This is a genomic window from Microbacterium sp. zg.Y909 (genome assembly GCF_024626565.1).
In genome coordinates this window covers 1-6,187 of the sequence record NZ_JANJFJ010000216.1, presented here as the reverse complement: position 1 = coordinate 6,187, position 6,187 = coordinate 1, and the positions used below count along the sequence as shown (strand labels likewise).

Sequence of the window (6,187 nt, the reverse complement as noted above, 5' to 3'; positions counted from 1 at the left end):
TCGCCGCCGGGGACGGCGAAGAGCCAGTCGAGGGAATCGGACGCGTCGGCGAGGTACCCGTCGAGCGTCGTCGCCGTGTAGAAGATCACGCGTGCCATGAACGCAACGCTAGCGCTCGGTCCCGGCAGGGCACACCACCGGTGCCGGTGTCAAGTGGTCCTTGCTCCCGCAGCGCCTCGGCCAGTATTCGGAAGTCACCTGACCCGAAAGGAACTGCCATGAGCATCGGAGCCGGAATCGCGCTCTTCGCCATCGGAGCGATCCTCGTCTTCGCCGTCAACGTCGAGATCGACTTCGTCAACCTCGACATGATCGGCTACATCCTGATGGGCGCCGGTGCGCTGGTGTTGCTCATCGGCATCGTGCTGCTCGCGCGTCGCCGCTCGACCGAGACCGTGTCGCGCACGGCGGTCGACCCCGCCGGCGGCGAGCGCGTCACGCGCCGGTCGACGACGACCTCGGGCGACGAGGTCCTCTGACCCGGCCAGCACGACCGGTGCCCCCGCGCGACCGCCGTTAGAGTGCCCCTGTGGGCGACATCGAAATGGCACGGATCGCCGGGGGCACCGTCATGCTCCACGACGCCCGGCGGGAGCGGCGGTGGAAGGTGCATCTCGAGCCGTTCGAGATCGGGGTGTACCCGGTCACCCGCGAACAGGTCGCCGAGCTGCTGGGGGAGCAGGCGCCCCACCCGCGGCGCCCCGCAACCGATGTGAGCTGGCTGCGCGCGGTGCGGCTGTGCAATGCGGCATCCGAGTGGGAGGGCCTCGACCCCGCCTACACGTTCGAGGGCGAGGACGTGACGTGGCACGTCGACAGTGACGGCTACCGCCTGCCTACCGAGGCGGAGTGGGAGTTCGCCTGCCGCGCCGGCTCGACCGGGCCCCACTACGGGCCGCTGGCGGAGGTCGCGTGGACCGCGGCCGACGGCTGCACGACCCCGCAGAACGTCGGCGGCAAGCTGCCGAACCTCAACGGCCTGTTCGACACCCTCGGCAACGTCTGGGAGTGGTGCTGGGATCTGCTCGACCCCGCCCGCTACGGCGACTACCGGGTCTTCCGCGGCGGCGGGTTCGCCGACGACGCATGGAGCGTGCGCGCTTCGACGCGCCGGGGCGGCGCCCCGCGCATGCACCACGACGACGTCGGTCTGCGGCTCGCGCGCGGCGGGTTCGACGCGGTGGATGCCGCGCAGGGCTGGTCGGCCGCCGCAGACCGTGAGCGCGCGCTGACGGACGAGCCGCTGCCGCCGGGGTGGACGCCGCGGCGGTAGGCACTGCGTCAGCGGGGGAGCTCCGCCAATCCCACGTCGCAGCACAGGCTCTCGAGGCCCGACAGGCCGTAGGCCTGCAGGGGGCCGGTCACCCCGGCGGCGTTCACGCGCCCGTCCAGCAGCGACTCCGCCGCCTTGGCCATGAGCTCCGCGGTCAGGCTGTAGGCGCTCGGCCCCTCCAGATGCACTTCGGCCACTGTGGCGTCGTTCTGGTCCGCAGCGACCGCGACGACGTGACTGCGGGTGCGCGCGCGCTCCTGCTCGTCGGGCCCGGGGGAGGCGTCGTCGTCCGCGGAGGTGAGGCGCTCGATCAGCGGGCGCCCGCCGGGAATGGCGGCGACAGCACCGAGCACGCGCGAAGCCACCGGCATGACGCGCGCCATGCCCGAGAACCAGCCGTTGTAGTCCTCCACCGTCTGCACCCCGGGGTAGTGCACGGGGAGGAACAGCGCCTCGGTTCCTGAGACGAGGATGCCGGTGCGCTCGTCACCGCGCACCTGGAAAGGCTGCGTGCGACTGCCGGTGCGCACTTCCCTCAGGCGTCCGTCGCGGCGCACCACCGTGGGCAGCAGCATGCCCTCGGCCATCGTGGCCCGCGTGCCGCGGCTGATGCCGTCGCGCATCGATCCGGTCGCGAAGTAGCCGATGCGCACCGCGGTCGCCGCGACGCCGGCTCGTTCCAGGGCCAGCGCGCCGGCCAGCATGCCGGGGACGTAGTCGTAGCCGAACGCCGGCAGCATCGCGATGCCGGCGGCACGCGCCCGCTCATCGTGGCGGCGCTGCAGCTCGCGCACGAACCCGACCTCGCCGGTGGTGTCGATGTAGTGCGCGCCGGCGTCGACGGCGGCCTCCGCGGCTGCCCAGCCGAGGCGCTCGAAAGGGCCGACCGTCGTGATCAGCACGTCGCCGGGTTCGAGCAGCCTCGTCACGTCGGCGGCGTCGGTCGCATCCACCGTCTGCGTCGGAAGGTCTGCATGCCGCTCCGACAGCGCCGACAGCTTCCCGGCATCGCGGCCTGCGAGCAGTGGCTGCTCGCCGCGGCGCACCAGCGCCTCGACGATGAGCGCCCCGGTGTATCCCGTCGCTCCCAGAACCACGATCTTGGACGACATCGATCCTCCTCGGCTGCGGCTCACGAGACGACGGCGTCGTGAGTCCGGCCCTCCGGGAATCGTGCCCGCTCCGGTCGGTGAAGTCCAGCGTCGGCCGCGGATCGGGGCTGTGGTGGCATCCGCGCTGAGGTCCCCGGACGGGTCGCGCTACACCGCAGCACCCGCGTAGCGTGGCGAAGGTCGGGACTGTGGCGACGAGGGGATGCCGATGAACCGGGACCATCGCAGGCGCCTGCTGTTCATCGTGGTGCTTGTCTTCACGGGGCTGGGGAGCACCGCCGTCGGCATCGGCAACAGTCAGGGCGCGCTGGTGGGGCTCACCGTATTCGTCGTGGCCGCTGTCTTCCCCGCGGCGCTGTTCGCTGTCGTGGCATACGTGTGGTCGGCGAACGACAGGGAAGCCGCCGCGCGCGGCCTGCCGCCGCTGAACCCCGACCACCTGCCCTGACCCGGCGGGGCGATCGCGACACGTCCTTGCGGGTCGGCGCACGGGCTCGTGTGGCATTCGCGGCTCTGCCGGGGCGTCCAGGTCGACTCGCTACGGTGAGCGGATGAGCACCCACATCGCGGCCGAACCCGGCCAGATCGCCCCCATCATGCTGTTTCCCGGAGACCCGCTGCGGGCGAAGTGGATCGCCGAGACCTTTCTCGACGGTGCCGAGCTGTACTCGCAGACCCGCGGCATGCTCGGCTTCACCGGCACGTGGGAAGGGCGTCGCGTCTCGGTACAGGGTTCGGGGATGGGGCAGCCGTCGATGGCGATCTACGCCAACGAGCTGATGGAGTCCTACGGTGTGGAGACGATCGTGCGCGTGGGGTCGTGCGGAGCGCTCACCGAGCGGGTCGCGCTGCGCGACATCATCATCGCCAACGGAGCCAGCACCGATTCGGCGATCAATCGGGTGCGCTTCCACGGACTCGACTACGCCCCCGTCGCGGACTTCGGTCTGCTGCGGGCCGCCGTCGCTGCGAGCGAGGCGGAGCCGCCGGCATCCGCCGTGCACGTCGGCCCTCTCTTCTCGAGCGATCAGTTCTACACGACACGTGCAGAGCTGACAGAGCCGCTGGTGCGCCACGGCGTTCTCGGCGTGGAGATGGAGACGAGCGGCCTGTACACCCTTGCCGCGTACTACGGACGGCGCGCGCTGAGCATCTGCACGGTCTCTGACCATCTCGTCACCGGCGCGGAGACGACGGCCCACGAGCGTGAGCAGACGTTCGGCGACATGATCCGCATCGCCCTGCGGGCGGCTACGAGCTGAGGGTTGGCGGGGCGGCTCGGGGCTCGGGTCGTCGGCGTTTCCTCCACAGGCGGATGCCGAGAGAAGTTATCCACAAACCCGCGTTGGCCTGGGTTTTAGCGCCGTCCAATGTGGGTGGCCCTCGGCAGAATTGTGGGTATGAGCACCCGACCGGCAACCCCCAGGAGACGCGATATGCGGTCGCGTGGTGCGGTGCTGCGGGACTTGGAGCTCATCCGGGCGCGGATCGCGGCGTTGCAGGCCGAGGAACTCGGATTGCTGGCCCGGGCGGATGCGATCGCCGCCGAGCAGACCGCCCGGGTGCCGTCCAGCGCGGGCCGGGAGCGGGAGATGCCGTTGCGGGAGATGGCCGCCGACGTCGCCACGGTGTTGCGCCGGTCGGACCGTGTGATCCAGGACCGCCTGCATGACGCGACCGTCCTGGTGACCGGGTTCGCGGCGACGGTGGCGGCGTTGCGGGTGGGGGCCATCGACACGGCGCACGTGCGGATCATTCAGGATGCCGGGGTCCGCATCACCGACCCCGACGCGCGCGCCCGGTTCGAACAGGCCGCCCTGGTCGTCTGCGAGCGGGAGACGCCGGGGCGGGCGAAGCCGATCATCGCGATGATCGCGCAGAACCTGCACCCCGTACCCCTCGCCGAGCGCCACGCCGAGGCTGTCGCCGGGCGGCGGGTGTGGGTGCGGGATCTCGAGGACGGGATGGCGGAACTTGCCGCGGTGCTCCCGGCGGCGTTGGCGTACGCGATCCACGACCGGCTCACCCAGCACGCCCGCGAGGTGATTGCCGCCCAGCGCGCCGCGGCGCCCGAGAAGCCGACGGACAGCGACGGTGCGACCGCAGAGACGGGAGACGACACCGGCTCTGCCTCGACCGCCCCGGCGCACCCAGCGGTCGAGCGACCCGCCGACGATGATCCCGGGGTGACCGACACGCGCACCACCGACCAGGTCCGCGCGGACGTCCTCACCGACCTGCTGCTCACCGGCCACGCCAGCACACCCGTCTCCTCGAGCAGCATCCCCGCGGGGCAGGCGATCACCGCGCACGTGCAGATCGTGATCCCCGCCGCCACCCTCACCGGCGAAGGCACCGCACCGGCCGAACTCATCGGATACGGACCCATCGACCCCGACACCGCCCGCCGCCTCGCCGCGACCACGGACCTCTGGGAGCGGGTGTTCACCTCACCGACCACCGGCGCCGTGCAGCACGTCGACACCTACCGGCCCAACCGCGCACAGCGCAGGCACCTCGACGCCCGCGACGAGCACTGCCGGTTCCCCGGATGCCGAAGACCCGTGTACTACTGCGACCACGACCACACCCTCGACCACGCGCGAGGCGGACCCACCGCGTTGTGCAACCTCGCGAACCTCTGCATCCGGCACCACACCCTCAAACACGCCAGCGCCTGGACCGTGATCCAGAAACCGCACGGCATCCTGGAATGGACCAGCCCCACCGGGCGGACCCACCTCGACATCCCACGACGCGTCCTCGAATTCACCGCCCTGGCCGCAGCCGAAGACCCACCGCCGTTCTGAGGTCCGCGCGCCCGAGGCGGTACCTTCGCACCATGGACGACGACGTCACGGGTCTGACACGAGAGGGCCCGCCCAGCGCTGCGCGGGAGTTCGTTCCGCGACCACACCGCGAACTGCCGATGCTGAGGCTGTTTCTGCCGTTCACCGATCTCCACCGGCCGCAGGGTGACGATGCGGTGCGGTGGTCCCGCTTCGCCGAGCTCGGGGACCACTCGGCTTCGCTCAGCTGGTTCGAACTCGCGGACCGCATCGCCGCGGAGCACCCCGCCGTCCGCGACCTGATCCCGTGCATGGGGGAGCTCGATGAAGAAACCGCTGCTGCGTTACGCGGTGTGATCGGTGACATGAGGCTCCGATGCCTTCGCTGGACCGGCTACGGCGAAGCCGCCCGCACCGGCACGCCGCGTCGCGTGTTCGGCAGCGAGTACTTCGAAGACGACCTCCGCGCCTCGGACGTCGTAGCGGGTCGACGGGTGCCCGAGTTCGCATGGGATGCCGCGGGGCGGCTCGCCTGGGGCACCCGCCTGTATCCGGACTCGCTCATCGTGGCTGCCGAGCCACCCCTCTTCCGACAGCTGCACAACGATCCTCGACTGGACGTCGTCTCCGTGCGCGTGGAGCGGGATGTGCTGCCCCCGAGCGCGGGGGACTGACCGAGCCGGCAGGGGAGTGGGCCGCGTCGGCGCGTCGACGCCCACCGCCAGTACGGTGGCCGGATCGGTCAGCAAAGGCGCGAGATCGAGGTTTCCGTGGTGCATGCTTGTGCCATGGCGGGGAGACCGAGCGGTTTCGAGTTCACGGTGCGCGGCGACCAGGTTGTGATCCGGCATAACGGCCGGCTCGCGACGACGCTCCGAAAGTCGGCTGCCCGCAGATTCCTTGACGACGTCCAGCGGTCGGATCCCCAGCAGCTGATGGCCCGGGTCACCGGCAACTACAAGCACGGCAACGAGCGTGCGACGAGCGGCCGGAAGTGACGGCATGAAGGGTCG

The 6,187-nt window shown here is 71.0% G+C and carries 8 protein-coding genes; 7 read left to right on the top strand and 1 reads right to left on the bottom strand.

Annotated features, from left to right (window positions below; all coding sequences use genetic code 11):
• The first annotated feature begins 218 nt into the window (after positions 1-218).
• On the top strand, positions 219-479 hold the full coding sequence (locus NQ160_RS14905) for a DUF6458 family protein (protein ID WP_257514706.1): 261 nt from the start codon (positions 219-221) through the stop codon (positions 477-479).
• A 50-nt stretch (positions 480-529) separates the two neighbouring features.
• Positions 530-1,273 carry a formylglycine-generating enzyme family protein gene (locus tag NQ160_RS14900; RefSeq protein ID WP_257515983.1) on the top strand — a complete coding sequence of 248 codons (744 nt, stop codon included), beginning with the start codon at positions 530-532 and terminating at the stop codon, positions 1,271-1,273.
• 8 nt (positions 1,274-1,281) lie between these two features.
• Here NQ160_RS14900 and NQ160_RS14895 read toward each other — a convergent pair whose 3' ends face one another.
• Positions 1,282-2,385, bottom strand: a complete 1,104-nt coding sequence (locus tag NQ160_RS14895; RefSeq protein WP_257515982.1) for a saccharopine dehydrogenase family protein — start codon at positions 2,383-2,385, stop codon at positions 1,282-1,284.
• Between the two features lie 208 nt (positions 2,386-2,593).
• Here NQ160_RS14895 and NQ160_RS14890 point away from each other — a divergent pair, with 208 nt between their 5' ends.
• The 5 genes from NQ160_RS14890 to NQ160_RS14870 all read left to right on the top strand — a co-directional run bounded on the left by NQ160_RS14890 (position 2,594) and on the right by NQ160_RS14870 (position 6,172).
• Complete coding sequence (locus NQ160_RS14890; protein WP_257515981.1) at positions 2,594-2,833, top strand: hypothetical protein; 240 nt, start codon at positions 2,594-2,596, stop codon at positions 2,831-2,833.
• 103 nt (positions 2,834-2,936) lie between these two features.
• Entirely contained in the window at positions 2,937-3,647 is a 711-nt protein-coding gene (gene deoD, locus NQ160_RS14885; RefSeq protein WP_257514701.1) for a purine-nucleoside phosphorylase, read from the top strand.
• A 192-nt stretch (positions 3,648-3,839) separates the two neighbouring features.
• A complete protein-coding gene (locus tag NQ160_RS14880; RefSeq protein WP_257515980.1) occupies positions 3,840-5,195 on the top strand; it encodes an HNH endonuclease signature motif containing protein in 1,356 nt (451 codons plus the stop codon).
• Between the two features lie 32 nt (positions 5,196-5,227).
• Positions 5,228-5,848 (top strand): hypothetical protein, encoded by a 621-nt coding sequence (locus tag NQ160_RS14875; protein WP_257515979.1) that lies wholly within the window; start codon positions 5,228-5,230, stop codon positions 5,846-5,848.
• Positions 5,849-5,962: 114 nt separating this feature from the next.
• Positions 5,963-6,172 (top strand): hypothetical protein, encoded by a 210-nt coding sequence (locus NQ160_RS14870; protein WP_257515978.1) that lies wholly within the window; start codon positions 5,963-5,965, stop codon positions 6,170-6,172.
• Positions 6,173-6,187: the final 15 nt, after the last annotated feature.